This is a genomic window from Microbispora sp. H10830 (assembly GCF_014161375.1).
Lineage (GTDB): Bacteria > Actinomycetota > Actinomycetes > Streptosporangiales > Streptosporangiaceae > Microbispora > Microbispora catharanthi.
This window is the reverse complement of sequence record NZ_JABBWX010000018.1, coordinates 37,666-60,321: the sequence shown is the minus strand read 5'-3', so window position 1 is coordinate 60,321 and position 22,656 is coordinate 37,666. Positions and strand designations below refer to the sequence as shown.

Genomic DNA, 22,656 nt, shown 5'->3' with positions numbered 1-22,656 from the left:
CTCACATGCCCGTCACACTGCTCGACGACCGTACGGCCGTCGTCCTGATCGACCTGCAGAAGGGGATCACCGCTCTGCCCACCGCGCATCCGGCGGCCGAGGTCGTCGCCAACGCCGCCCGGCTCGCGGGGGCCGCCCGCGAGCGGGGCCTTCCGGTCGTGCGGGTGCGGGTGGCGTTCTCCCCCGACGGCGGTGACGTGCTGCGGGCCCGGACGGACGCGCCCGGGCCCGCGATCGCACCCGCGCCGGATTTCGCCGAGTATGACGAGCGCGTGCCGGACGGGCCGACCGACATCGCGATCACCAAGCGGGGCTGGGACGCCTTCCACGGCACCGAGCTCGACCTGCAACTGCGCCGCCGGAAGATCACGGGGATCGTGCTGGCGGGGATCTCCACCAGCATCGGCGTGGAGTCCACCGCGCGCGGCGCCCGGGAGCGGGGCTACGAGATCGCGGTGGCCTCCGACGCGGTCACCGACCTGGTCGCCTCGGCCCACGAGAACGCTCTCGGGGTGATCCTGCCGCGGATCGCGCAGATCGACACGACCGAGTCGATCCTCGCCGCCTTCGCCTGATCCGCCCAGCGCGCCGAAAGACTCAGCGGGCCGGGCCGAAGGCGGAGGCCAGGGCCGTACGCAGGGTGTCGCGCTCCTTCGCGTCCGGGTTGGGGGAGTCCGACGCCCAGGCCACGTAGCAGTCCGGGCGCAGCAACAGCGCCGTGGGGAGGCCTTCCTGACCCGTCTTCGCGGTGACGAGGTCCACCCGGTCGCGCCACCCGTCGAGGGCCCCGGCGAGCGCGGCGTCCGGCGTCAGGTCGATGAGCAGCGGCCGGGCGGTCCTGGTCAGCTCGGCCAGCCGTACGGAGCCGGTCTCCGTCTCCAGCACCAGGTCGGGGGCCGGGCACCCGGTGAGGGGGTGGGTTCCCCCGAGGTCATACCTGATGTCCGCCCCGGACATCATGTCCGCGATGTGCTTGGTGGTCCGCTCGTCGCGCAGCAACTCGGTGAACAGCACGCGCAGCGCCGTGACCTCCGGCCCGGGGGCGATGAGCGCCGACTGCGCCTGAGTGTGCATGACCACGCGTTCGGCCGCCGGGCGCCGCTCGGTCTCGTACGTGTCGAGCAGGCCGGGCGGGGCCCAGCCGTGGATCTCGGCGGCCAGCTTCCAGCCCAGGTTGACCGCGTCCTGGAGGCCCAGGTTGAGTCCCGGACCGCCGATCGCGCTGTGGACGTGCGCGGCGTCGCCAAGCAGCAGCACCCGGCCGTCCCTGAAGCGCTCGGCGAGGCGGGTGTTGCCGCCGCTCAGGCGGCGCAACTGGTGCGGGCCAGGGCCCTCGGGCGGGCCGAACGGCAGGTCGACGCCGAGCACGCGGCGCACGCTCTCCCTCAGCTCGTCCAGGCTCATCGGCTCGTCGCCGCCGTCCTGGTTCCACTCGGTGGCGTTCACCAGCGTTCCGGTGGGGAACGGCGCGTACACGAACATGCCGTGGTCGGTGCGGTGGTGCATGAACGGGGGGATCGGTCCGTAGCCGGGCACGTTCAGCCCACCGGTAACCGGGTCGATCAGCTCGGCGGGCATGGTGACGTGCGCGTTGCGAGAGACCGAGTCGTCCCTGGTCACCCCGGGAAAGGCGATGCCGCACAGCTTGCGGGTGGCGCTGTGCCCGCCGTCCGCGCCGACGAGGTGGCGGGTTCGCAGCCGATAGGGCCCTTCGGGCCCGGCGATCTCCGCGGTGACGCCGTCCTCGTCCTGGGAGAGCCCGGTCAGCTCGTGTCCCCGGCGGATCTCCACGCCGAGTTCGAGGGCACGCTCCTCCAGCACCTGCTCGATCCGGCGCTGCGGCACCTGCAGGCCGTACATCGGATTGTCGTCGAGCCTGCCGAGGTCGAGGGGCATCGCGCCGAACACGAAGGCAGGGGCCGGCCGGGGCGGCTCGGAGCTGCCCCTCAGTCGTTCGTACAGGCCGCGCCGGTCGAGGGCGCGTACGACCTGGCCGACCAGTCCGTTGGCCCGGTTCTCCTCCGTACGCCCGGGCAGGCGTTCCAGCACGATCGGCCGCACTCCGGCCAGGCTCAGCTCGCAGGCGAGCATCAGCCCGTTCGGTCCGGCTCCGGCGATCACGACGTCGGCGGTCATGGCGGTCCTCCTTGGGGATTCGGCGGTCATGGCGAATGGAAGGCGTGGCGGGTGGAAGGCATGGCGAATTCGCGGCATGGCGAATGACGGGACGGCGCGGTTGCTTACCGCGCCTCGTGTCAGGGCGTGAAAGGCCGAGCGGCGTGCCGGCGTGGCACGTCACATCGCGAGTTCGGGAACGCCCCCGCGGGGGCGTCCATCCGTCAGGGCTCGGGCAGTCCGGCGGAGAGCCGGTCGAGCGCGTCCTCGATGAGCGGTCCGACGGGCACCGGCGGATCGGCCCGCAACCACTGGTCCATCGCCACACGGATCGCTGCCCCGGCCGCGCCCGCCACCAGGCGCGGGTAGAGGTCGCGGGCGACGTCGGTGCCGGTCCGCTCGGCGATGGCCGCGGCCAGCTCGTCCTCGGCGATGGCGTTGGCCTTGAGCATCTCGCCCTGCAGCGAGGGCTCGCTGACCATGAGCCGGATGCCGGTCTGCCACTGCTGGTCCGGCTGCCTGGCGTCGTAGCTCGCGCCCATCGCGAGCTGGGTGACCACGGCGATCTTGATGGCCTCCCACAGGGGCTCCGACGCCGGACGGCGGCGCAGCTCCTGTGCGATCAGGCGGGCGCGTTCGAGGTGCCTGGCGGCGATCGCCTCGCCCTTGCTGGAGAAGTAGTTGTTGAAGGTCCGCGGAGCCACGCGCGCCTCCGCGGCGATGTCCTCCACGCGTACGTTCTCCAGCCCGCGCTCCACGGCGAGCCGGATCGCCGCCCAGCTCAGCGCGATGCGCGTCTCCTGCTTCTTGCGCTCGCGCAGCCCCGGACGCTCGCCTTCCCTGCTCACATGGACCACCATACAACTACTTGCGTGCCACGCAAAGATGCGTGAGACGTAAATTTGCGCGAGGCGCACTTTTTGTGCGCCCGGTGGGCGGCGGCTCTAGTCGTCGGCGCCGGTCAGGCGGATGAACTCCTCCAGGGAGAACCGGCCGTCGGCGTCCACGTCGGCGTCCCGGTCGAGCGCGCCGATCGCCTCCGGTGGCAGGCCGGGAAAGTACGACCGCAGCTCCGCCTCGGTGATGAAGCCGTCGCCGTCGCCGTCGATCGCCTCGAATTCACGCTTGAGGGTCTCGAACCGCTCGTGGCTGAGATCTTGAGTCACAAGGACCTGCCTTCGCACCGGGGGACGACACCAGACAACCTATGCCGTACGGCGCGAAAGATCGATGGCAGGCCGAGCTTTGCGAACGGCGGCCTCAGCGGCTCACGGCGGTCTCCCGCTCCACATCCGACAGCTTCTCGGGATTGCGCACGTGGTAGACGCCGTTGACGTAGCCGCTCTCGAGCCGAATCGCCAGGACGCCGTCGATCTCCCCGTCGATCCGGACGAGCAGCCCCGGGCCACCGTTGATCTGCACCGGCTCGGCCGACCTGTCGGCGCCGCGCCGCCATCAGCCGACGGCCGGCAAGCGAGCCACCTGGCCGACCCCCACGATGGGCCGGAGCAGGGCGTGTTTGATTCCGCCGCCGTCCGTCGGCGTCGACGACCCCGGCCTGCCCGATGCCGAGTACGCCGCCGGCGGGGGCCTCCTGCCCAGCCCTCACGCCAAGCTCGCCGGCTCCACCTTCCAGGAGTGGCTCGACACCCAACCCTGACACGGACGGAGCCGGCCGGGCGTCCTGCGCTCCCCTGGCGGCAGTCCCGCCCGCGAGGGTCAGGTCGTGGCGCGGACCACCAGGCGTGTGGGGAGGACGACGGAGCTGGTGTGGCGGCCGTCGAGGCGGGACAGGAGCAGTCGCGCCAGGGCCAGGGCCTGGTCCGCGGCGGGCACCCGGACGGTGGTGAGCGCCGGGGTCGTGCAGGAGGCGGCGTGGATGTCGCCGAAGCCGACGACCGCCAGGTCTCCCGGCACCCGCAGCCCCTTCTCGCGCGCCGCTTCCATCGCGCCGATCGCCAGCTCGTCCGAGGTGGCGAAAACGGCGTCCAGGTCCTGGTCGCCGGACAGCAGCTCGCGGGCCGCGGCGGCGCCCGACCCGCTGTCCAGGCCGGCGAGCGCGATCACCGGCCGAAGTCCGTCCTCCTGGAGCGTGGCCAGGTGCCCGGCGAGGCGGTCCTGTACGGCGACGAGGTCCATGGGGCCGCAGATCACCCCGACGCGGCGGCGGCCCCGGTCGAGAAGGTGCCGGGTGGCCTCCCTCGCGCCGCCCGCGTTGTCCACGTCCACGTGCGGCACGAGGGAGGCGATCGCGGGCTTGCCGAGCAGCACGACCGGCACCCCGGTGCGGGCGAGCCGCTCGGTGAGCGTGTCCGGGCCGTCCGGGGGGACGAGCACGACGCCGTCGACCTGCCGCGCCTCCACGTGCCGGATGATGCGCCGATGGCTCTCGGCCGTGTCGGCGAGCATGAGGGTGATCTGCTTGCCGGCTCCTTCCAGGACGCTGGTGACGTACTGAACGACGGCGGAGGTCAGCGCCTCGCCGCCGTGCCGGGGGACCGACAGGACGAGCGCGACCGAGTCGGTCCGCCGGGTGACGAGGCTCCTGGCGGCGGCGTTGGGCACGTAGCCCAGCTCCTGCACGGCGCGCAGCACCGCGGCGCGCACATCGGGGCTGACCCGCGCCTCCCCGTTCACGACCCGCGAGACCGTGGCCCGGGAGACGCCCGAGCGCGCGGCGACGGTCTCTAGAGTGGGCCGCTTCGGCCGCTCCGCGCCGAGCCCGTTGCGCTTGATGACGTCGCGATACCACAGCGCGCTGTCCTTGAGCAGCCGCCGCTGGGTGGTGAAGTCGACGTGGACGATGCCGAACTTGCGCCGGTAGCCGTCCGCCCACTCGACGCAGTCGAGCAGCGACCACAGCAGGTAGCCGCGGACCCGGGCGCCCTCGTCGATCGAGGTCCGCAGGGCCCGCAGGTGCTCCTCGACGAAGCTGATCCGGTCGACGTCGTGGATGCCGTCGCCGGTCACGACGTCCTCGAAGTCGGCGCCGTTCTCGGTGATCATTAGTTCGGTCTCGGGATACTCCCCGGACAGGCGCCGCAGGAGCAGGGACAGGCCGCTCGGCATGATGGGCCAGCCCATCGCGGTGACGGCCGTGGGCACGCTGCAGAACAGGACGCCCTCGCTGCCCGGGAAGGCCGGGTCGGCCGGGGCGCTGGGCTGGGCCTGCACCGCGATGGGGGTGTAGTAGTTGACCCCCAGCAGGTCGATGGGCCGCCCGATGACGTCGAGGTCCCCGTCGCGGATGTGGCCGAGCCCGGCGGTCTTCTCGATCAGGGGCAGCAGCTCGGCGGGGTAGCGGCCACGCAGCAGCGGCTCCAGGAACTGCCGGTTGTGCAGGGCGTCGATCCTCGCCACCGCCTCGGCGTCCTCTTCGGGGATGCCGGTGGACATGTCCCCGAGCTGCGCGGGGGTGAGGACGGGGGAGAGGTTCAGCACGACGCCGGCCCTCGCGGCGCCCTGCGCGCGCAGCGCCTCCAGGCCGAGCCCGTGCGCGAGCAGCATGTGGTGGGCGCTGACGAAGGCGTCGGCCGCCGACCGCAGGCCCGGGGCGTGCACCCCCGAGCCGTGGCCGAGGAAGGCGGCGACCCATGGCTCGTTGAACGTGAACCAGGTGTCCACGCGGTCGCCGATCCTGTCGTACACGACGCGGGCGTAGTCGGCGAAGTGGCGGGCCACATCGCGCGAGGTCCACCCCCCGCCGTCCTGCAGCGCCTGCGGCAGGTCCCAGTGGTACAGCGTCGCGTACGGCGCGATGCCCGCCTCCAGCAACTCGTCCACGAGCCTGTCGTAGAAGTCGAGCCCCAGGCCGTTGACGCGGCCGTGGCCGTCCGGCAGCACCCGTGGCCAGCTGACCGAGAACCGGTAGGCGGCGATGCCCAGGTCCTGCATCAGCCGGACGTCCTCCGGATGGCGCGCGTAGTGGTCGCAGGCCGGGTCGCCGTACGCCCCACCCGCGAAGGCGTCCCAGATGGAGGGGCCCCGGCCGTCGCGGTCGGTGGCGCCCTCGATCTGGAACGCGGACGTGGACACTCCCCAGACGAAACCCTCTGGGAACAACGCGGTGCGCATCTACGCGAAACCCCCGGTGACTCGGTGAGCGCTCAGTCTGCCGCGTCGCGCGCCGGACCCGCCACTCAGACGGCCGCCGCCGGCCCCGGCCGGTGAGACGCGCCCGGCGCGGCGAAGGCGGGGTCGGGGCGGGTCGTCGGCACATAATGAAGGGCGATGGATACGGACAGTGACCAGCGCGCCGATCGGGGGATCGACGTCAGCGTCGTCGTCCCGGCGTACAACCGCCGGGCGTCACTCGACCGTTGCCTCACCTCGCTGCTCGTGCAGCGGGTCACCAAGGAGATCATCGTGGTCGACGGCGGCTCGCGGGACGGAACCCGCGCGCTGCTCGGCCTCTACACCGCGCACCACCCCCGGCTGATCACCGTGATCCGGGACGCCCAGCCCGGCACCCCCGGCGGCGCCCGCAACCGCGGACTGGAACGAGCGGCCGGCAGATACGTCTTCTTCTGCGACGCGGGGGACCACCTCGCCCCCGACGCGCTGGCCCGCCTGGTCGCCGCGGCCGACGGGAACGGTGCCGACGTCGTCGTGGGGAAGGTCGCCGGGGCGCGCCAGGGATTGCGGGAGAGCGCCGACAGGGCCTCCTTAACGGCCGCCTACGATGATCTGTCCTGCTTCAAGCTCTTCCGCCGGGACTTCCTGGAACGGCACGCCATCCGCTTCGACGAGACGCAGCGGCGCGGTGAGGACATGACCTTCGCCGTCCACGCGTACTGCCACGCGCGGGTGATCTCGGTGGTCGCGGACGGCGACTGCTACCACGCGGAGGGCGGGGGTGAGGCGTCCGCGCGGGATCCGCTCGGCTGGCTGCGGGTGGTCCGCACGCCCATCGAGGTCATGGCGCGGCACGTGCCGCCCGGCGCGCTGCGCGACCGCCTGCTCCTGCGGCACCTGCGCCGCGACGTGCTGGCCCAGCTCGGGGTGCCGTTCCTGACGGCCTGTGAGGCCGAACGCGAGAAGATCGCCGTCGAGGTGGCCGACATCTGCGGCCAGTGGCTGACGCCGGGCGTGCGCGCCGGTCTCGACGGCGTGGACGCCGCCCGCGTCGCCGCGCTCGACGACCCCGACCGGCTCGTACGGCTCGCGCTCGTCGAGGCGGCGCCGCTGCGGCATCGGCTGACCGGGGTCGAGTGGCGGGGCGACCGCCTGGTGATCGAAGGGTGGGCCGCCCTCGCCGGCACGGACGGCGTGGCGGACGGCACGGGGGTGACCGGCGCTGCGCTGAACGGCGCCGCGCTGACCGGCACTGTGGGCCTGGTGTTGCGCGAGCGCATGTCGCGTGAGGAGCGCGTGCCCTCCGTGACCCGTGGCGGGACCGGCGCCGCAGGATCCTTCACCGCCGTGCTCGACGTGGCCGCGCTGCCGCCCGGAATGTGGGACGTCCACGTGGCCGTCGAGTGCGAGGGCGCGCGCAGGCTCGCCCGGCTCGGCTCCCGCCGCGAACCCGGCGCCGGCGTTCCACCCGCCCATCTGGTGGGCGGGGTCGTCGCGGTGCCCTTCCTCACCCGGTCGCACGGCCACCTCGGCCTCGACGCCGGGGGGCACGTCGTCAGGGTCCCCGCCGTCGTACGGCTGACGCGGGCGTGGTGGCGGGGCAGGCGGCTGCGGGTCGAGGGACAGGCGCTGGTGGGCGAGGAGGCCGCCGCCGCGGCCGTACGGCATCTGATCTGGCGCGAGCGGGCGTCGGGGCGGGAACACCGTGAGCGGGCGGTGGCGGTCGGGCCACGGGAGTTCGCGGCCGAGACGGCCGGCCTGCGGCCCGGCACCTGGGACGCCTACCTCGAACTCGTCCTCGGCGGTCCTCCGGTGCGCTTCCCGGTCAAGGTCGCCGAAGCGGACGCGCTGGGCCGGCCCCTGCGGTGGTGGTGCGGCGCGCTGAGATGGGGGGTGGCGCAGTGGACCGTCCGGCCGTACGCCACGGCGGTCAACCGGCGGCTCAGCGTGTCGGTGCGGGTGGCGACCCCATTGACCGTGGTCAGGCGGATGGTCAGGGTCCTGCGGCGGCACTAATTGCGAATCATTTGCAACTACAACCCGGTGCTCTAAAGTGGGAGGAGATTCGCCCGTTTCGAAGGGGTTATAGCCGTGCACGTGCCCGATGGGTTCTTTGACGTCCCCGTGTCCGTCGGTGCCGGGGTCTTCGCGGCCGCCGGGGTGGCCGTCTGCCTGCGGGGCGCCAAACGGGAGCTCGACGACCGGACCGCCCCCATGGCGGGCCTGGTGGCCGCCTTCATCTTCGCGGCGCAGATGCTCAACTTCCCCGTGGCGGCCGGCACCAGCGGTCACCTGCTCGGCGGGGCCCTGGCGGCGATACTCGTCGGGCCGTACACCGCCGTGTTGTGCGTCGCGGTCGTGCTGCTCGTCCAGGGATTCTTCTTCGCCGACGGCGGGCTGACCGCGCTGGGCGTCAACATCACGCTGATGGCGATCGTGACCGCGGTCGTCGGCTGGGCGGTGTTCCGGCTGATCACCCGGGGCGGGCCCCGCGGGCGGGCGACGCTGGTGGCCGCGTCGTTCGTGGCGGCGCTGGTCTCCGTCCCGGCGGCGGCGCTCGTGTTCACGGCCCTGTTCTGGCTCGGCGGCACCGCGCCGATCGAGGTGGGCTCGGTGGCCGCCGCGATGGGCGGTGTGCACCTGCTCATCGGGCTCGGCGAGGGCTTCATCACCGCGCTCACAGTGAGCAGCGTGCTGGCCGTGCGTCCCGATCTCGTGTACGGCGCGCGCGGGATGACCAGGGCGCTGACGCTGCGCACCGCCGATGGGGATGTTCAGGTCGGGCCGGCGGCTCCGGAGGCTCCCTCGGCCGGGATCGGCCTGCGTCCGATCCTGGTGGGCGGCGCGCTCGTGGCCGTGCTGCTGGCCGGCGTCGTCTCGTTCTATGCCTCCAGCGCCCCCGACGGGCTGGAGAAGGTGGCGGCCGACAAGGGCCTGAGCGCGCAGGAGAAGCCGCACGCGGTGGAGGGCGGCCCGTTGGCCGGATACAGCGTCAAGGGCGTGGAGAACCAGCGGATGTCCGGCGGCCTGGCCGGGGTGGCGGGTGTCGCGCTGACGGTCGTGGCCGGAGGCGGTGTGTTCTACGTCATCCGCAGGCGCCGGCGCGCGGCCGACGCGATGACGCCCGCGGGTGCCCAGTGAGTCCCCTGAGTTCGATGAGCTCGATGAGCACGGCGCCGATGAGGCCGTGAGCGGCCTGCCCGCATGCTGGGCGGGGCGGGTCGGCGATGATGAGACGGTGAGTGCGAAGTGAGCGCCGGGCACCATCACCCGATCTACCGGCCCGCAGACACGCCCGTCCACCGGCTGCCGCCCCAGTGCAAGCTGGCGGCGGTCGTCGCGTTCGCGGTGTTCGTGGTCGCCACGCCGCGCGAACGCTTCTGGGCGTTCGCCGTCGACGCGCTGCTGCTGGCCGCCGTGGCGGCCGCCGCCCGGGTGCCGGCGGGCGCGATCGTGCGGCGCATGGCGATCGAGGTGCCGTTCGTGCTGTTCGCGCTGGCGATTCCGCTGATCGGCACGGGTGAGCGGATCCAGGTGGTCGGCCTGTCGTTGAGCGCCCCCGGCCTGTGGGCGGCCTGGAACATCCTGGCCAAGGCCTCGCTGGGCGTGGTCGCCTCGATCCTGCTGGCGGCCACGACCGAGCCCCGCATGATGCTGCTCGGTGCCGAGCGGTTGCGGCTGCCCCGGCTGCTCGTGCAGATCGCGACGTTCATGCTGCGCTACCTGGACGTGATCCTCGACCAGATGCGGCGCATGCGGATCGCCAGGGAGTCGCGGGGATTCGTCGCCCGGGACCTCAGGCAGGCCCCCGTGCTGGCGAAGTCGGCGGGCGCCCTTTTCATCCGCTCGTACGAGCGGGGGGAGCGGGTCCACCTCGCCATGCTGAGCCGCGGCTACACGGGCGAGATGCCGACGATTAGGGATATATCGGCGACTGGGCGAGACTGGGCGGTGGCGGGCATGCTGCCTTGCCTCGCCGCGGTGACGGCCCTACTGGCGTGGAGCACGACATGACCTCCGGCAGCCCCTCGCTCACGGTGAGCAGGCTCGCGTACGCCTACCCCGACGGGACGCAGGCGTTGTACGGCGTGGACCTGACGATCGAGCGGGGGGAGCGGGTCGCCCTGCTCGGCCCGAACGGCGCCGGCAAGACCACGCTCGTCATGCACCTCAACGGCATCCTCGCAGCCGGGCATGGGACGGTGGAGGTGGCCGGGCTTCCCGTGCGCGCGGACACCCTGCGGGAGATCCGCCGCCGGGTCGGGCTGGTGTTCCAGGATCCGGACGACCAGCTCTTCATGCCGACCGTACGGGAGGACGTCGCCTTCGGCCCGGCCAACCTCGGGCTGCGCGGCGCGGAACTCGACCGCCGCGTGCGCGACGCGCTGGAGCGGGTCGGCATGCTGGACGCGATCGACCGGCCGCCGCACCACCTGTCCTTCGGCCAGCGCCGCCGGGTGGCCGTGGCCACGGTGCTGGCGATGGAGCCGGAGATCCTCGTCCTCGACGAGCCGTCGTCCAATCTCGACCCGGCGTCCCGCCGCGAACTGGCCGAGATCCTGAAGAGCCTGGACGTGACCGTGCTGATGGTCACCCACGACCTGCCGTACGCGCTGGAGCTGTGCGAGCGTTCGCTCATCATGTCCGAGGGGGTGATCGCCGCCGACGGGACGACGCACGCGCTGCTCGCCGACGAGCGGTTGCTCGCCGCGCACCGGCTGGAACTCCCCTACGGCTTCGCTGTCCCTGCTCAGCCGGGGTGATGGATAAGTAAAGTGGGCCGGAGCTGAGGAGGTCCCGACGATGAAGCTGCGGCTCGCACGCCAATCGCTTTCCAACGCCGTGGTGGTGGCCGTGGAGGGGGAGCTCGACCTGTTCACGGCCCCGTTCCTGCGTGACGAGATACGGGACGCAATACGCGACGACGGCCCGACGCTCGTGCTGGACCTCGGCGCGCTGTCGTTCATGGACTCCAGCGGGCTCAGCGTGCTCATCGAGGCCTGGCGGCTCGCCACGAGCGAGGGCGGCGGGGTGTGCCTCGCCTCACCGCAGCCTCCGGTGGCCCGCATCCTGCGGACGACCGGCCTGGACCGGCGGATCAAGGTCTACCCCGACGTCGATACCGCGATTTTGCAGCACCCCGAGTAGAACTTCATTCGGTTCGCGCGTTAAGGTCCGGCTATGGATCTGAACGGAGCAGCAGCAATCATCTCGGGCGGTGCCAGCGGCCTCGGCGAGGCATCGGCCCGCGAGCTGGCCCGTGTCGGCGCGACCGTGGTCGTGGCCGACCTGAACGCGGAGCGCGGCAAGGCGCTGGCCGACGAGATCGGCGGCGTGTTCGCCCACACCGACGTGTCCGACGAGGCGTCGGTGCAGGCCGCGGTGGAGGCGGCGGTCGCCACCGGCAAGCCGTTGCGCGCCGTGATCAGCAGCGCCGGCATCGGCTGGGCGCAGCGCACCGTCGGACGGGACGGCTCGCCGCACGACCTGGCGTCCTACCGCAAGGTGATCGACGTCAACCTGATCGGCACCTTCAACCTCATGCGCATCGGCGCGGCGGCCATGGCCAAGACCGAGCCGGCGGACGAGGACGGCGCTCGCGGCGTCGTCATCAACACCGCGTCGGTCGCCGGCATCGAGGGCCAGACGGGCCAGGTGGCGTACTCCGCGTCCAAGGGCGGCATCATCGGCATGACCCTCCCCGCGGCCCGCGACCTCGCGGCCATCGGCGTCCGCGTGCTGACCATCGCCCCGGGCATCATCGACACCCCGATCTACGGAAAGATCGGCGACAAGAACGCCGAGGAGTTCAAGGCCAAGCTCATCGCGCCGGTGGCGTTCCCCAAGCGGCTCGGCAAGGCCGCCGAGTTCGGCCACCTGGTGCGTGCGCTGATCGAGAACGACTACATGAACGGCGAGGTCATCCGTTTCGACGGCGGCATCCGCTTCCAGCCCAAGTAAGCCGAGTGAGGTCAGGTGTCCGAGGTGAACTCCGGGCCGGCCGCTGAGCCGGACGAGGTACTCGTAGAGATCGTCGACGGCGGCGTGGCCGTCGTCACCATCAACCGGCCCAAGGCCAGGAACGCCGTGAACGGCGCGGTGGCGCGCGGCATCGCGGCCGCTCTGGACGAGCTGGACGAAAGCCCCGACGTGTCCGCGATCGTCCTCACCGGGGCCGGCGGCACGTTCTCGGCAGGCATGGACCTGAAGGGCTTCCTCACCGGGGACATGCCGGTGGTCGAGGGCCGGGGCTTCGGCGGCATCACCGAGGCGCCGCCGAAGAAGCCGATCCTCGCCGCGGTCGAGGGGTACGCGCTGGCCGGCGGGTTCGAGCTGGCGCTGTCGTGCGACATCATCGTGGCGTCCGAGGAGGCCAAGTTCGGCCTGCCGGAGCCCAAGCGCGGCCTGGTGGCCGGTGCGGGCGGGATCATGCGGCTGCCGCGCCGGATCCCCTACCACGTCGCCATGGAGATCGCCCTGACCGGCGATCACTACCCGGCCGCCCGGCTGTACGAGCTGGGGCTGGTCAACCGGATCACGTACCCGGGCGAGGCGCTCAACGGCGCGCTCGAACTGGCCCGCACGATCGCCGCGAACGCGCCGCTGGCGCTCGCCGCGACCAAGCGGGTCATCGTCGAGTCGGCCGACTGGTCGCTCGACGAGATGTTCCGCAAGCAGGGTGAGATCGTGAGCCCGGTCTTCACTTCGAAGGACGCGATGGAGGGCGCGGCGGCCTTCGCCGAGAAGCGCGCTCCCGTCTGGAAGGGCGAGTAACCCTCGCGTCGTAAGGCCACTCGGGGCGCTCCGCGCAGTGTCCGCTTGGGGCGCTCCGGGCAGGGGCGCCCCAAGTCATGTCCGGGGGCGTCGGCAGCGTCGCCGTGCGGACTCGGGACGGTTCCCGGGACCGGTGTCCCCGGCGTGTCCCCGCCGGGGGCGGGACCTCGGGGTAGTGTCCGGGTCCGGTTGGGCCGCTGTCCTAACCCGCATGGCGGACTGCGCATCGGCCGCTCTGGTGACGCGGAGCCCGGGTCCGCCCGCCTACCTTCTCTCGTGAAGATCATCACGAAGGGGAGACAGATGAATCTGCGAACAGGACGTGGGACCTGGCTTGCGGCCGGGGCGGTGGCGGGGCTGCTCGTGGGCGGCGGGGGGATCGCCGTGGCCACGACGGCGGCGACGACCTCGTCGATCGTGGCCTGCGTGGGAGCCGACGGCGTGATGCGGATGGCCGCAACACTGGAGCCGGGCCAGGCCGGATTCGCGGGGATCGCCGCGCCCACTCCCACCCCCACCGCCACGGCGCCCGCGTCGGTGTGCCGCCCCGGCGAGCGGACGGTCACCTGGAACGTCGCCGGCCCCGAAGGCCCCCAGGGCCCGCAGGGCGCGACCGGTCCCCAGGGCGCGACCGGCCCGCAGGGTCCCAAGGGGGACAAGGGCGAGCCGGGCGCCGCCTACGGGCAGACCTACATCGCCCAGAAGAGCCCCACCTATGAGAGGGGAACGCGGGTCGAGGTGGTGCGGATCCCCCAGGTGCCGGCGGGAGACTACGTGATCCAGACCAGCGTCAACACCAAGATCGTCGCACCGTCTCCCGGGAGCCAGACCGCCACCTGCGAGGTCAGCACACCCACGGGCGTGACCTCCGCGCTGCCGCGGCAGTCCGGCTCCAGCAAGTCGGACGGCGGCATCCTGCTCGCCTTCTTCGTCACAGCCAAGCTGGACACGCCCGGCCCGGTGGTCCTCACGTGCGAGCTCTCTTCGGAGTACTCCGTAAGGGTCACCTCCGAGAGCAGGCTGATGGCGACCAGCGTGCCCGAGGTCGTCACGACCTCGCCGACCGCAACGCCATCCATCCCTCCGACCCCCACGCCGTCGGCCCCTCCGACGGCGACGCCGACCGCAACGCCATCCACCCCTCCGACCCCCACGCCGTCGGCCCCTCCGACCGCAACGCCGTCGCACTGACGAAGCCGTAGGACGGCTCGGCGCAGGCGAGGAGGCGCTCGACGGAATCGCTCTCGCCTCCGGCGGGCGAGAGCGAGGCCAGGTCAGAGCGGGTCGCCGAGGGGGCCGTGCTCCTCCTCCAGGACGCCGGCCCAGTGGGCGGCCCAGTCCGGCTGGGTGCCGTCCACGTCGGTGAAGCCGTACTCCTTGTACAGCCCCCAGGTGGCCAGGGCGCGTCCGGTCTTGGCCATGACGCCGCGGTCGGCGGCCAGGGCGGCGACGGCCCGTCCCAGGTAGGCGGGGGTCTCGGAGTGGGCGAAGTGCGGGTCCTTGCGTGCACCGTCACGCCAGTTGGCCTCGGTCACGCCGAAGTGCTCCAGCATGGCTTCCGAGCGCAGAAAGCCCGGCGTGACGGCGACGGCCGCGACGCCGTACGGCTTGAGCTCCGCCGCCTGCGCCACGGCCAGGCGGATCACGGTGGACTTGGCGATGTCGTAGAAGAACGAGCCGCGATAGCGGGCGGTGTTGCCGTCGGTGACCTCCACGACCAGGCCGCTCCGGCGGGCGACCATCAGCGGAAGCGCGAACCGGCTCGTGACGACATGGGTCTCCACCGCCCGGCGCAGCAGTCGCAGGCCGGTGTCGAGGTCCTGCTCCCACAGGGGATGCTCCCAGTCGGTCAGCGCGTCGGCGCCCCACACCGAGTTGACCAGGACGTCGAGCCGCCCGTCCTGCTCGGCGGCGATCCGGTCGGCCAGGGCGCGCACCTCCTCGGGGTCGCTGTGGTCGGTGCGCACCGCGATGCCGGTGCCGCCGGCCGCGGTGACCCGCGCGGCGGTCTCCTCGATGGTCTCGGGACGGTCCAGGTCGGAGCGGCCCGCCGTGCTGCTGCGGCCGGTGACATAGACCGTCGCGCCCGCGGCCCCGAGTTCGACGGCGATCCCGCGGCCGCCGCCCCGCGTGCCTCCCGCGACCAGGGCGACCTTCCCGGCGAGCGGCTGTCTGTCGTTCACGACATCTCCTTCGAACGCGTATGAGGCGAGAGGAGGGCGGTGACCGCCCGCCGGAGCCGCTCCGGCAGCGTGTCCTGCCGGTCGAGAGCCCACGTCAGGCCGGTGCCGGCGATCAACGCCTGGACGGACGCGGCCAGCGCGGCGGTGTCGGTGCCGATCCGCAGCTCTCCCTCGGCCACCGCCTCGTCGAGCAGGGTCAGGATCGCCCTTCGCTGCGCCTCGTGGATGGCCAGGGCGTACTCGCGCAGCTGCGGATCGGTGAGATCCATGCACAGGAACGCCAGGTGATTGGCGAAGCGCTCCGGGGTGTCCATGAGGGACATCGACTCCTCGGCCAGCGCCACCAGCGCCGCCAACGGGGAGGAGCGCCCCTGCCGCAGCCGCTCGTGGTGTGCCTCCGCCTCGTGCGCGGACTGCCGCGCCAGTGCCACCAGCAGGCCGCGCTTGGACCCGAAACGCTGCACGAGGGTGCCGGGCACGAGCCCCACCTCGTCGGCGACCGCGGCGAGGGTCAGCCCCGCGGGCCCCACCCGGCCGATCACCTCGGCCGCCGCACGCAGGATCACCGAATCGTCCACTCCGCGGGGGCGTCCCGCCACCGGTCCCTCCTCGTTTATAAATGACTGTTCATTTATTAATACAGCCGCCTGCCTCTCGTGGCAAACCCGACGGCATGATCCGGGCGGATCGGGGCAGTCCGCTCGTTCGTGAGCGGGACTGCGTACGGTGAAGCCATGAGTGATTCCGGGCCCGGGCTCCCCCGGCCGGGCCGGTCGATGCGGGAGCGGACGTCCGCGCTGCTCACCGGCGCCCTCGGCAGCGCGATCCTGATGATCGTGCTCGTGGCGGTGATGTGGGCGATCGAGATCGTCGACTACGTGGAGAACGGACGGCTCGACAGATACGGCATCCTCGCCCACGAGCCGGACGGCCTGCCCGGGATCCTGTTCGCGCCGTTCCTGCACGCCGGGTTCGGCCATCTGATGGCGAACTCGGTGCCGCTGCTGATCCTGGGGTTCGTGGCCGCCATCAGGGGGATCGGCAGGTTCCTCGCGGCGAGCCTGGTCATCATCCTGGTCAGCGGGCTGGGTGTGTGGTTCACCAGCCCGCCGGACACATTGACGATCGGCGCGAGCGGCCTCGTCTTCGGATATTTCGGTTATGTGGTGGCCCGGGGGTTGTTCGACCGCCGGGCCCTCGACATCGTGCTCGGCGTCGTGGTCGCCGTGCTGTACTACTCGATCCTGTGGGGGGCCCTGCCCACCCAGCCGGGTGTCTCCTGGCAGGGCCACCTGTTCGGCCTCATCGGCGGCGTGATCGCCGCCTGGCTGCTACGCCGCCGAAAGATCGCGACGACCTGACGCGCGAACGGCTGCCGCACCCCGGCACAGAACCGGAAAAACGAAAAGCCGACGGTCCGGAGACCGTCGGCGAGATCGGCGGCCGCCGGAGAGGCGGCCGCCGGGAGAACCACTAGAGACGCTCGACCACGTAGTCGACGCAGGAGGTCAGCGCCTCGATGTCGGCGGGGTCGACCGCCGGGAACATCGCGATCCGCAGCTGGTTGCGGCCGAGCTTGCGGTAGGGCTCGGTGTCCACGATGCCGTTGGCCCGCAGCACCTTCGCGACCGCCGCGGCGTCCACGGCGTCGTCGAAGTCGATGGTCCCGACGACGTTGGAACGCTGCGCCGGGTCGGCCACGAACGGCGTGGTGTACGACGTCTTCTCGGCCCAGGTGTACAGCCGCGAGGCGGAGTCGGCCGACCGGCCGGTGGTCCAGGCGAGGCCGCCCTGGGCGTTCATCCAGTCGATCTGGTCGGCCAGCAGGAACAGCGTGGCGACCGCCGGGGTGTTGTACGTCTGGTCCTTGACCGAGTTGTCGATCGCGGTCGGCAGGCTGAAGAACTCGGGCACGAACCGGCCGCTCTCGGAGATCTCCGTCACCCGGGCGAGCGCCTTCGGCGAGAACAGCGCGATCCACAGGCCGCCGTCGGAGGCGAAGCTCTTCTGCGGCGCGAAGTAGTAGACGTCGAACTCCTCGGCGGAGACCGGCAGGCCGCCGGCGCCGCTGGTGGCGTCCACGAGGACGAGCGACTCGTCGTCCGCGCCACCGCTGGTCGGCCGCTTGATGGGCATGGCGACGCCGGTGGAGGTCTCGTTGTGGGTGAGCGCGTAGACGTCCACGCCCTCCTCGGCGACCGGCAGCGGGTGGCTGCCCGGCTCCGACTTGATCACCGAGGGGTCGGCGAGCCAGGGGGCCTTCTTCGCGACCGTCGCGAACTTCGAGGAGAACTCCCCGAAGTTCAGGTGCTGCGACTTCTCCCGGATCAGCCCGAAGGACGCGATGTCCCAGAATGCCGTGGTGCCTCCGTTGCCCAGCACGACCTCGTATCCCTCGGGGAGGGAGAACAGGTCGGTGAGCCCGGCGCGGACGCGGGCGACGAGGTTCTTCACCGGCTTCTGCCGGTGGGAGGTGCCCATCACCTTCGCCCCGGCGTCGGCGAGAGCGGCGAGCTGCTCGGGGCGTACCTTCGAGGGCCCGCAGCCGAAGCGGCCGTCGGCGGGCTTGATGTCAGCGGGAATCACGATGTCAGCCACGGTTCAAGCGTAGTGAGACCTGCGGATGCTCTAGACCATGGTCCGGATGGTGAGACATCATGGTCTCGTTTTAAGATCACGCACCACCTCAAGAACGGACTCCACCCCCCGGGAGACATCCGCGTGGCCGACCCGCACGCCGTCATCGAGGCACTGGTTCGCAGGCCGTTCTTCTGGCGCTCCGACCGCCCCCTGCCCCTCGTCCTCGTGGTCGGCCGCGACGGCGGCGCCTTCGACGCGGCCCGGCGGCTCGCCGCGCCGTTCGAGGACTCCCTCCCGCAAGCCACGGTCAGGGCGGGGGAGTACGACACGCTGCGTGAGCTCGTCGCGGCGCTGGCAGGGGAGCGCGGCCAGCTCGGCATGCCCGTCGGCGGCTCGTTCCTGCCCCCGCCGCGGTTCCCGCTCGTCCAGTTCGTGCTGTGGGCGCGGCGCCAGCGCGAGGAGCCGCCTCCCGGGGAGCCGGTCGACGTGCCGGGCCGGATCTGGCCGCCCGACCCGCAGTCGCGTACCGGTCAGGAGGAGTTCAAGGAGCGGCTCAAGGACTGGCGCAGGGGCAGGTACGGCGGCGACCGGGGGCGCAGGACCGCGGCGGACTTCCTCGGCCGCGCGGCCACCACCTGGGTGCCGGTGGGCACGCTCGCCGCCTGGGGGCTCGGCGGCGCCTCCGACCTGGTCGGCCTGATCCCGTGGGCGCTCGGCGTGCTCGTCGCCGTCGTCGGCACGTTGATCCAGGCCATGCTCTCGATCAGGGGGTCCCTCTTCAACGGCTGGTTCAGGAAGCAGCCCTACCTGAGCAGGAAGCCCTTCGAGCGCCTGGCGAAGTACGCGCTGCGCGTCGCCAACGCGAGCGAGGCGGAGGTCGAGCGGCTGCTCGTCCACGCGTTGTGCCGGGACCTGTGCCAGGCCTACCAGAAGTGGCTGATCCCGTGGCCGAGCTGGGGGCGCGGCCTGTACGCGATGCTGGCCCTCGACGCGCGGTGGTCCGGCGACGTCAACGAGCGGTTACTGCGCACGTTGGAGGAGACGGTCGAGGAGACCGGGCTGCTGCCGCCGCTCCTGGTGCTGGCCGCGGTGCCCGAGTCGTTCGCCCCGGGCAGCCGGCCGGTCACCGCGGGCCGGCTGTCGGACCTGTCCGCGCTGGTGGCGGCGTGGCGGACGGCGGCGCGGCGGCGGGTGCCGCCGCTGCGGCTGATGGTCAGCGCGCCCGCGATCCCGCTGGACGACGACTACCGGCCGCACCTGCTGGGCAGCCGGATGCGGGCGATCGGCTACTGGTGCGTGATGGCGCTGCTGGTCATCGGTCCTGTCGTCCTGCTCGGGCGCATCCAGCAGGACCGGAACGCGCACTGCGGCGGCCTGTCCTGGGTCGAGCGCGTCGGCAAGGAGTGCGTGGGCGTCGTGAACGCCGACGGGACCACGCCGGACGGGCTCTTCCCGTCGGACGAGTTGACGAGGCTCGTCGCCCGGATCGACCGCAACAACGCCCTGGCCAGGGAGGCCGGGACGTACGTGAGCGTGGTGTTGTTCGGCGAGTACTCCGTCGCGCAGGATCAGAGCGACAGCGCGTTCGTCGGGGCCCGGGCGGAGCTGACGGCCGTGGAGGAGTACCAGCGCGGCGTCTCCGGCGCGCCCCGCCTCCAGGTGCTGGTGGCCAACGCCGGCACGAACTTCGGCCAGGGGCGGCGTACGGCGGAGCTGGTCAGCGAGATGGCGGCCGAGGACCCCCGGGTGCTCGGGGTGATCGGTTTCCAGCGCAGCGTCGGCGGCGTCGAGGAGGCCATCCGGACGCTGGACGCGGCGAAGATCCCGATGCTGGTGACCACCGCGACCGCCGACCGGCTCGGGTACCTGTCGGACGACCCCGCCCGGTCCGGGTCCGGCTACCCCTCCCCGTACGTGTTCCGCCTGGGGCCGTCGAACCAGCGGCAGGCGCGGCTGGCCGCCAGGTTCGCCCGCGACCGGCTCCTCGACGGTGTGCCCAAGCCGTCCGCGGTGATCGTCCAGGACCAGACGGACGACGACAACTACACGAACAACCTCGCCGCCGACTACGCGGACGAGGCCGGCGCGGTGGGGATTACGGTCGGCGACCGCGTCGCGTACAAGGACCGGGGAACGGGCATGGACCTGGCGGTGAGCCGGGCCTGCGGTCACGGGCCCGACCTGCTCCTCTACGCGGGGCGCGCGGCCGACTTCCTCGACTTCCTGCGCTACGTCGAGGGCAAGGACTGTGGCAAGGAGCCGATCAAGGTCCTCGCGGGCGACGACGTCATCAAGGCGGTGGCCAACAGCGGCGCGGTGATCGGCGACTACCGGCGCGTCCAGGTCTACTACGCGGCGCTGGCGAGCCGTGAACTGTGGCGCGACGGCGCCCCGGCGCCGACGGGCTTCGTGCAGAGCCTGCTGAGCGGCCGGCACGCGAAGGAGTCCGACGACAACCTCATTCTCAGCTACGACGCCGTGAAGCTCTTCTACGAGCGCGTCAACGCGGCCTATCGGGGCGGGCTGCCCAGCAGGGGAGACGTGCTCTACCAGATCTCCCTCGTCTCCCCGCGTGACAGGTGGAACGGTTCGGGCGGGGTGATCTCCTTCGGCGCCGCCGCCCACGAGCCCGAGAACAAGACCATCGCGATCCTCAAGGTGAACGACTCCGGCAGGTCCGAGGTCGCGGAGCGCTGCGGGCGCCTGGCGACCACCGAGCCCGAGGACGCCAAGGAGATCTGCCGGAACCTCGACGGGGACGCCGGGGAGCGCGCGGCCCGAAACGCCCCGGCGGCGGTCTCGTCCGCTCACCCGTCCGCGAGCCCGCGCAAGGACGCCGCCGACCCTGGCCGGTGACGCGGGGGCGCCCGGTGACGCGGAAACGGCCCGCCCCCGGAAAGGGGCGAGCCGTCACGGGTTCTGACGGTGCGCGGGCGGGCCCGGCGGCCTCTCGGAGCTTGTGGCACGCCGCAGGGCCACGACCCGCGCCGAGGCTCAGACCTTGCCGACGACCTCGGCGGCGCCGGGCACCTCGTTGATGGAGCGCTGCTTCGGGCCCACATAGTCGGCGCTGGGGCGGACCAGCCTGCCCGTGCGCTTCTGCTCCAGGATGTGGGCGGCCCAGCCGGCGGTCCGGGCGCAGGTGAACATCGAGGTGAACATGTTCGACGGCACCTCGGCGAAGTCGAGGACCACCGCGGCCCAGTACTCCACGTTGGTCGCGAGGACCCGGTCCGGCTTGCGGGCGTGCAGCTCCTCGAGCGCGGCGGTCTCCAGCGCGGCGGCGACCTCGTAGCGCGGCGCCCCCAGCTCCTTGGCCGTACGGCGCAGCACGCGGGCGCGCGGGTCCTCGGCCCGGTAGACCCGGTGGCCGAAGCCCATGAGCCGCTGGCCCTTGTCGAGCTCGCTCTGGACGTACTTGCGGGCGTCACCCATCTTCTCGACGCCCTCGATCATGTGCAGCACCCGCGCGGGTGCGCCGCCGTGCAGCGGGCCGGACATCGCGCCGACCGCGCCCGACAGGGCAGCCGCCACGTCGGCGCCCGTGGAGGCGATCACGCGGGCGGTGAACGTCGAGGCGTTCATGCCGTGCTCCGCGGCCGACGTCCAGTAGGCGTCGATGGCCTTCACGTGCTTGGGATCGGGCTCACCGCGCCAGCGGACCATGAAGCGCTCGACGATGCTCTCGGCCTCGTCGACGCGCTTCTGCGGGACCATGGGCAGGCCCAGGCCACGAGCCGACTGCGCGACGAACGACAGAGCGGTCACCGAGGCGCGTGCGAGATCGTCGCGGGCCTGGTCGTCGTCGATGTCGAGCAGCGGGCGGAAGCCGTACGAAGGCGCGAGCATGGCCAGCGCGCTCTGTACGTCTACTCGGATGTCGCCGGAATGGACGGGAAGTGGGTACGGCTCCGCCGGGGGCAGGCCCGGCTGGAACGTGTTGTCGACGAGCAGGCCCCAGACGTGTCCATAGGAGACATTGCCCACGAGCTCTTCGATGTCGACGCCCCGGTATCGCAGGGCGCCCCCTTCTTTGTCCGGTTCCGCGATCTCGGTCTCGAACGCCACCACGCCTTCGAGCCCGGGTTTGAAGTCGGACATTCTCGGCCGCCTCCCTCTCTTGTGAAGTCCAGAGCCTTGATGTCGAGATACCGGCGGGTCAATTTAACCCGCAGCGCCCGACTGTCGCGCCCCCGGCCCTACCCAACGGGGTTCTCCCAGGTAGGGGCCACCGAGCGAGACGTATGCCGAGCACGCGAGAATACCTTTCCGTGGACAGCGCTTCGCACCTCCCCGGGCTCCGGCACAGCTATGAAGGTGAGCCCCTGCTCGAATCCGGTATGGCCGCCGACCCGGTGACGCAGTTCGCGCTGTGGTTCGCGGACGCGGTCGCCGCGGGCCTGCCCGAACCGAACGCCATGGTCGTCGCCACCAGCTCCGCCGGTGGCCGTCCCTCCGCCCGCACCGTCCTCCTCAAGGGATTCGACGAGCGCGGGTTCGTCTTCTTCACCAACTACGAGTCTCGCAAGGGCCGCGACCTCGGTGAGAACCCGCGCGCCTGCCTGCTGTTCCCGTGGCATCCCATCAGGCGGCAGGTCCGCGTGGAGGGCTCCGTCGTACGGCTCCCGCGCGAGGACAGCGCCGCCTACTTCCACTCTCGCCCGTACGGCTCCCGCATAGGCGCGTGGGCCTCCCGTCAGTCGGCGGTCGTGGAGTCGAGGGAGCAGCTCGACGCCAGGTTCCGGGAGCTGGCCGAGCGCTGGCCGCAGGACCCGCCGCTGCCGGACTTCTGGGGCGGATTCCGGGTGGTGCCGGCGGAGGTCGAGTTCTGGCAGGGCCAGACCGACCGCATGCACGACCGGCTCCGCTATCGCCGGACCGGCGGAACCTGGACGCTGGAGCGTCTCGCCCCCTGAGGTCCCGCCCCCAA

Annotated in this window: 22 protein-coding genes; 13 read left to right on the top strand and 9 right to left on the bottom strand. The window is 72.1% G+C overall.

Features of this window, described 5'->3' with window-relative positions; genetic code table 11:
• Positions 1-5 precede the first annotated feature (5 nt).
• Entirely contained in the window at positions 6-575 is a 570-nt protein-coding gene (locus HHX35_RS34915) for an isochorismatase family protein (RefSeq protein WP_139580458.1), read from the top strand.
• Positions 576-597: 22 nt separating this feature from the next.
• On the opposite strand, the gene HHX35_RS34910 is transcribed toward HHX35_RS34915, so the two are convergent.
• The 4 genes from HHX35_RS34910 to HHX35_RS42825 all read right to left on the bottom strand — a co-directional run bounded on the left by HHX35_RS34910 (position 598) and on the right by HHX35_RS42825 (position 3,537).
• Entirely contained in the window at positions 598-2,136 is a 1,539-nt protein-coding gene (locus HHX35_RS34910) for an FAD-dependent monooxygenase (protein WP_182902912.1), read from the bottom strand.
• 203 nt (positions 2,137-2,339) lie between these two features.
• Positions 2,340-2,963, bottom strand: coding sequence for a TetR family transcriptional regulator (locus HHX35_RS34905; RefSeq protein ID WP_310739511.1), 624 nt, complete (start codon positions 2,961-2,963; stop codon positions 2,340-2,342).
• A 96-nt stretch (positions 2,964-3,059) separates the two neighbouring features.
• Positions 3,060-3,281, bottom strand: a complete 222-nt coding sequence (locus HHX35_RS34900) for an EF-hand domain-containing protein (protein ID WP_182902910.1) — start codon at positions 3,279-3,281, stop codon at positions 3,060-3,062.
• 94 nt (positions 3,282-3,375) lie between these two features.
• Positions 3,376-3,537 (bottom strand): hypothetical protein, encoded by a 162-nt coding sequence (locus tag HHX35_RS42825; RefSeq protein WP_220506241.1) that lies wholly within the window; start codon positions 3,535-3,537, stop codon positions 3,376-3,378.
• Between the two features lie 97 nt (positions 3,538-3,634).
• Here HHX35_RS42825 and HHX35_RS34890 point away from each other — a divergent pair, with 97 nt between their 5' ends.
• Positions 3,635-3,775: a hypothetical protein gene (locus HHX35_RS34890; RefSeq protein WP_220506240.1), complete on the top strand. Its 141-nt coding sequence runs from the start codon at positions 3,635-3,637 to the stop codon at positions 3,773-3,775.
• 59 nt (positions 3,776-3,834) lie between these two features.
• Here the strand turns inward: HHX35_RS34890 and HHX35_RS44865 are convergent, their stop codons facing one another.
• Positions 3,835-6,189, bottom strand: coding sequence for a GH1 family beta-glucosidase (locus tag HHX35_RS44865; protein WP_182902909.1), 2,355 nt, complete (start codon positions 6,187-6,189; stop codon positions 3,835-3,837).
• Between the two features lie 156 nt (positions 6,190-6,345).
• Here HHX35_RS44865 and HHX35_RS34880 point away from each other — a divergent pair, with 156 nt between their 5' ends.
• From HHX35_RS34880 to HHX35_RS34845, 8 genes are all read left to right on the top strand, one after another.
• The gene (locus HHX35_RS34880) at positions 6,346-8,205 is read left to right on the top strand and encodes a glycosyltransferase family 2 protein (RefSeq protein ID WP_182902908.1); all 1,860 of its coding nucleotides are present in this window, start codon (positions 6,346-6,348) and stop codon (positions 8,203-8,205) included.
• Between the two features lie 75 nt (positions 8,206-8,280).
• Positions 8,281-9,330: an energy-coupling factor ABC transporter permease gene (locus HHX35_RS44860; protein ID WP_182902907.1), complete on the top strand. Its 1,050-nt coding sequence runs from the start codon at positions 8,281-8,283 to the stop codon at positions 9,328-9,330.
• Positions 9,331-9,438: 108 nt separating this feature from the next.
• Complete coding sequence (cbiQ, locus tag HHX35_RS34870; RefSeq protein WP_182902906.1) at positions 9,439-10,203, top strand: cobalt ECF transporter T component CbiQ; 765 nt, start codon at positions 9,439-9,441, stop codon at positions 10,201-10,203.
• On the top strand, positions 10,200-10,952 hold the full coding sequence (locus tag HHX35_RS34865) for an energy-coupling factor ABC transporter ATP-binding protein (protein WP_139580477.1): 753 nt from the start codon (positions 10,200-10,202) through the stop codon (positions 10,950-10,952). Before cbiQ ends, HHX35_RS34865 begins: the two co-directional genes overlap by 4 nt.
• A 40-nt stretch (positions 10,953-10,992) precedes the next feature.
• Positions 10,993-11,337, top strand: a complete 345-nt coding sequence (locus HHX35_RS34860) for an STAS domain-containing protein (protein WP_182902905.1) — start codon at positions 10,993-10,995, stop codon at positions 11,335-11,337.
• Positions 11,338-11,370: 33 nt separating this feature from the next.
• On the top strand, positions 11,371-12,150 hold the full coding sequence (locus HHX35_RS34855; protein WP_182902904.1) for an SDR family NAD(P)-dependent oxidoreductase: 780 nt from the start codon (positions 11,371-11,373) through the stop codon (positions 12,148-12,150).
• A 15-nt stretch (positions 12,151-12,165) separates the two neighbouring features.
• Positions 12,166-12,963: a crotonase/enoyl-CoA hydratase family protein gene (locus HHX35_RS34850; protein ID WP_240809480.1), complete on the top strand. Its 798-nt coding sequence runs from the start codon at positions 12,166-12,168 to the stop codon at positions 12,961-12,963.
• 303 nt (positions 12,964-13,266) lie between these two features.
• A complete protein-coding gene (locus tag HHX35_RS34845) occupies positions 13,267-14,154 on the top strand; it encodes a collagen-like protein (RefSeq protein ID WP_182902903.1) in 888 nt (295 codons plus the stop codon).
• Between the two features lie 83 nt (positions 14,155-14,237).
• Here HHX35_RS34845 and HHX35_RS34840 read toward each other — a convergent pair whose 3' ends face one another.
• Together HHX35_RS34840 and HHX35_RS34835 are read right to left on the bottom strand one after the other, a co-directional pair.
• Positions 14,238-15,146: an SDR family oxidoreductase gene (locus HHX35_RS34840; RefSeq protein WP_182902902.1), complete on the bottom strand. Its 909-nt coding sequence runs from the start codon at positions 15,144-15,146 to the stop codon at positions 14,238-14,240.
• On the bottom strand, positions 15,143-15,745 hold the full coding sequence (locus HHX35_RS34835; protein ID WP_182902901.1) for a TetR/AcrR family transcriptional regulator: 603 nt from the start codon (positions 15,743-15,745) through the stop codon (positions 15,143-15,145). Before HHX35_RS34835 ends, HHX35_RS34840 begins: the two co-directional genes overlap by 4 nt.
• A gap of 135 nt (positions 15,746-15,880) precedes the next feature.
• Between HHX35_RS34835 and HHX35_RS34830 the strand changes: the two genes are divergently transcribed.
• Complete coding sequence (locus tag HHX35_RS34830) at positions 15,881-16,507, top strand: rhomboid family intramembrane serine protease (RefSeq protein WP_182902900.1); 627 nt, start codon at positions 15,881-15,883, stop codon at positions 16,505-16,507.
• 112 nt (positions 16,508-16,619) lie between these two features.
• Here HHX35_RS34830 and serC read toward each other — a convergent pair whose 3' ends face one another.
• A complete protein-coding gene (gene serC / locus HHX35_RS34825) occupies positions 16,620-17,744 on the bottom strand; it encodes a phosphoserine transaminase (RefSeq protein ID WP_182902899.1) in 1,125 nt (374 codons plus the stop codon).
• Positions 17,745-17,867: 123 nt separating this feature from the next.
• Here serC and HHX35_RS34820 point away from each other — a divergent pair, with 123 nt between their 5' ends.
• Positions 17,868-20,582 (top strand): ABC transporter substrate-binding protein, encoded by a 2,715-nt coding sequence (locus tag HHX35_RS34820; RefSeq protein WP_182902898.1) that lies wholly within the window; start codon positions 17,868-17,870, stop codon positions 20,580-20,582.
• A 138-nt stretch (positions 20,583-20,720) separates the two neighbouring features.
• Here HHX35_RS34820 and HHX35_RS34815 read toward each other — a convergent pair whose 3' ends face one another.
• The gene (locus HHX35_RS34815) at positions 20,721-21,827 is read right to left on the bottom strand and encodes a citrate synthase 2 (RefSeq protein WP_182902897.1); all 1,107 of its coding nucleotides are present in this window, start codon (positions 21,825-21,827) and stop codon (positions 20,721-20,723) included.
• A gap of 170 nt (positions 21,828-21,997) precedes the next feature.
• Between HHX35_RS34815 and pdxH the strand changes: the two genes are divergently transcribed.
• Positions 21,998-22,642, top strand: a complete 645-nt coding sequence (gene pdxH / locus HHX35_RS34810; protein WP_240809481.1) for a pyridoxamine 5'-phosphate oxidase — start codon at positions 21,998-22,000, stop codon at positions 22,640-22,642.
• Positions 22,643-22,656 lie beyond the last annotated feature (14 nt).

What these genes read in the sequence shown, in the direction of transcription:
- HHX35_RS34830 (WP_182902900.1), top strand. Translation starts at nt 15,881, where the DNA reads ATGAGTGATTCCGGGCCCGGGCTCCCCCGGCCGGGCCGGTCGATGCGG.
- HHX35_RS34910 (WP_182902912.1), bottom strand. Translation starts at nt 2,136, where the DNA reads ATGACCGCCGACGTCGTGATCGCCGGAGCCGGACCGAACGGGCTGATG.
- HHX35_RS34880 (WP_182902908.1), top strand. Translation starts at nt 6,346, where the DNA reads ATGGATACGGACAGTGACCAGCGCGCCGATCGGGGGATCGACGTCAGC.
- HHX35_RS34815 (WP_182902897.1), bottom strand. Translation starts at nt 21,827, where the DNA reads ATGTCCGACTTCAAACCCGGGCTCGAAGGCGTGGTGGCGTTCGAGACC.
- HHX35_RS34860 (WP_182902905.1), top strand. Translation starts at nt 10,993, where the DNA reads ATGAAGCTGCGGCTCGCACGCCAATCGCTTTCCAACGCCGTGGTGGTG.
- HHX35_RS34865 (WP_139580477.1), top strand. Translation starts at nt 10,200, where the DNA reads ATGACCTCCGGCAGCCCCTCGCTCACGGTGAGCAGGCTCGCGTACGCC.
- HHX35_RS44865 (WP_182902909.1), bottom strand. Translation starts at nt 6,189, where the DNA reads ATGCGCACCGCGTTGTTCCCAGAGGGTTTCGTCTGGGGAGTGTCCACG.
- HHX35_RS34845 (WP_182902903.1), top strand. Translation starts at nt 13,267, where the DNA reads ATGAATCTGCGAACAGGACGTGGGACCTGGCTTGCGGCCGGGGCGGTG.
- HHX35_RS34855 (WP_182902904.1), top strand. Translation starts at nt 11,371, where the DNA reads ATGGATCTGAACGGAGCAGCAGCAATCATCTCGGGCGGTGCCAGCGGC.
- HHX35_RS34915 (WP_139580458.1), top strand. Translation starts at nt 6, where the DNA reads ATGCCCGTCACACTGCTCGACGACCGTACGGCCGTCGTCCTGATCGAC.